The 2,511-nt window shown below is 54.9% G+C and carries 4 protein-coding genes; all 4 read right to left on the bottom strand.

All coding sequences use genetic code 11. From position 1 onward, the window contains the following. The coding region (locus AACY31_RS28500; RefSeq protein WP_339491530.1) for a transposase at positions 1–127 on the bottom strand (127 nt) is incomplete at its 3' end. A 131-nt stretch (positions 128–258) separates the two neighbouring features. Beyond that, the gene (locus AACY31_RS28495; RefSeq protein ID WP_339483785.1) at positions 259–732 is read right to left on the bottom strand and encodes an SMI1/KNR4 family protein; all 474 of its coding nucleotides are present in this window, start codon (positions 730–732) and stop codon (positions 259–261) included. A gap of 152 nt (positions 733–884) precedes the next feature. Next, complete coding sequence (gene comJ, locus AACY31_RS28490) at positions 885–1,364, bottom strand: competence protein ComJ (protein WP_339483786.1); 480 nt, start codon at positions 1,362–1,364, stop codon at positions 885–887. Continuing rightward, positions 1,364–2,511: RHS repeat-associated core domain-containing protein (locus AACY31_RS28485; RefSeq protein ID WP_339505609.1), on the bottom strand; the 1,148-nt coding region annotated here is incomplete at its 5' end. The genes comJ and AACY31_RS28485, both read right to left, overlap by 1 nt.

Below are 2,511 nucleotides of genomic sequence, written 5' to 3'. Positions count from 1 at the left end.
TGCGCCAAGCATACAGGGTGGCTTGGGAGATGCCTTCTTGACGCGACAACTCGGCCACGGTCATGTTTTGCGGCGGCAGTAATTTACGGATAAGGGCCGCTTTACGCTCAGGTGAATAGCTCGACATCACAGCTCTCTTTGACGCCCCCGATCTATCGTTTTGATAAATCAGCTCAGGCGACAACTAGCCTGACACCGGGGGAAGCTCCCTCGCCACGGGATTTGCGTTTCGGAGCAAATCCTGTGGCGTCCGCTGATTTATTCCTCGTCCAAATCTTCCTCATCGATCAGCCCTTGAACGAAACGGAGGAAATTCGAGCAGACCAGCTTTTCGGATTGAGCGTGATTCTCTTCAGGGCTGAGGTCGCTATCAAAGCTATCAGTCGTGAAATAGCTAACGGCTTCGGTATCAAGGTTCAGGCAAAAGAAATTGCCGCCCCAGTCGTTTGCGAAAGGCAAGAGGTGCGCAGGCAGTACCTGCTTCTTCAGCATCAACTGGTAGGTGGACAGCACCGTGGACTCACCATGAGCAATCGGCTTGAAGGTAGCCACTTCGATGGGATCGAAAAAGTCTTCGCTGATCCAATAAGCTCGTTCCGGCATGCCGCCGTTGTACTTGAGGTAATGGTTTCGAAAGGGAGCCGGTAGCCTCTTGCCGATGACGGACTCCAGATGATCCAGATCCATTGAGGTAATGGCCGTTTCATGATCTAGAAATTTATTCTCCAGCATCGCTGTCCTCTGGCTGGGCCGTACGTATCACGCATTTTGCCACTTCATTACATATTCCATTGCCAGGATGGCGTGAACGCACGTTAAGCAAGAAGCAGGAAATGGGCCTACCGACCGGATCGACTAGCCCATGCTGCGGGAGAGACGATTCGTTAATGAAACCCCTCGAGCAATGCCTTGTCTTTTTCTCCGCCCCAAGGATCATCCAGCAGATATCTTGCAAGCACTCGGCTGTCCGATGGGACCAGCGTGATTTTGTAGAAAATCTCTTCGCCCTCGCATACCTCGAAGTGCAACGCGTAGTCGCGTTTCTCTAAATCAAGTTCGACCTTGAATTTTTCCGCTGCAGAGGCGATTTCCACGTGGCTGGGATCGGTGATATGGAAGGGCACGACGATGCAGCGCTGGGCGGTGGGGTCGAGGTTGAAGCTGTCTTCCAGTTTCAGATGGACGTTCGCACCGAAAGCGTCTTCAGGTAGGGGGTCGAATACAACATAGTCGCTATGAATTATTGCGCCTTGCTCCAGATTAATCTTGCCCCACTGGCTCGAGGTTTCGTCGAAGGGCCGTGATCGGAATTGGATTTGGCTATGAGATATCAATAGATCCACAGATTGAGCGGTGTTTTTCATCAGTAAACCTCGATTTTAACTCTGGTCCCATTGGGCAGGTCGGACAGGACATTGCCGATGCTCGAGCCGGCCCCCCGATTGTCGCTAGGATCGATGTATTTGACGCTGGCGCCGGTACCACCTTCCTTGAACATTGCCATCGGCCATTCGTCCCGATCCTTGCCTGTTTTGGTCTTAATATCTTTCAAGCTAAGTTTGCGATTGAGCTTAGCGGTGTCACGTTGAATGGTCACGATGTAGGGGTGCCCCTTCTTGATTGCGCCATCGATATGCCCAAACGTCTGCGGATACTCTGACCGCTTCAGTCGCAGCTTGTAGTCGTACTGTTTCGATCGGGCCTTGGTCAGCGTACAGCCGGCGAGACCTAGGGGATCCATCCAAGTGAACGGATTTAGGACAAACGCGTAAAGATTGAATCCTCCTGCCAACCCAATAGGGTCTGGGGTCGTGAATCGGCCGACGTCCGGATCGTATTGGCGGAACAGGTTGTAATGTAAACCTGTTTCCCGATCCAGATACTGCCCCTGGAACCGCAAATTCTGCTCTTCGATGTAGTACGGCTCGCGCACCTCTTCCAGCGTATTGCCCCACACCCGATACGTCGCCTGCCAAACATTGTGTCCGTCGGCTTCGGTGAGTTGTTCCGGCAGGCCGTTGAGGTCGTTGTGGTAGTAGCGGATCTTTTGCAGCGGGCCGCTGCCGTCGACGCGGGCCAGGGGTTCGTAGCCGTCGTCTTCGTAGAGGTACAGGCTGGTTTGCTGGTGGCGGTGTTCCTGCAACAGGCGCAGGCCGTCCCAGGTGAAGCGAGTTTCGCCCAGTGGGTAGCCGTGGCTGTCGTGTTCGGTTTTTTCGATGCGCCGGCCCAGCGGGTCGTAGGCCATTTTCACCACGCTGCCGTTGTCGTTGCGCACTTCAATCAAGCGGCTTTCAGCGTCGTAGGCAAAGTGCTGCACGCCGCGTTTGGCGCTGCGTTTTTCGATCATCCGGCCGAAGGCGTCGTAGCGGTAGCGCTTGTCCTGGTAGGTCAGCAGTTTGTTGTGCACCACCAATCCGGCGCCGGGCGCTGGGCCGTCGAGCAGGTTGGCGGCGGCGTCGTAGGTGAAGGTCTCGCGCTGGCCGTGCAGGCTGTCCTGGCTGGCGATGATGC

The organism is Pseudomonas sp. RL_105y_Pfl2_101, assembly GCF_963970585.1.
In the GTDB taxonomy this organism is placed as follows: Bacteria; Pseudomonadota; Gammaproteobacteria; order Pseudomonadales; family Pseudomonadaceae; genus Aquipseudomonas.
Note: the sequence above shows the minus strand (reverse complement) of the source record. Positions and strands in the feature narration are given on the sequence as shown.

Coding starts and splice junctions, on each gene's coding strand:
- AACY31_RS28495 (WP_339483785.1), bottom strand. CDS start 732: ATGCTGGAGAATAAATTTCTAGATCATGAAACGGCCATTACCTCAATG.
- comJ (WP_339483786.1), bottom strand. CDS start 1,364: ATGAAAAACACCGCTCAATCTGTGGATCTATTGATATCTCATAGCCAA.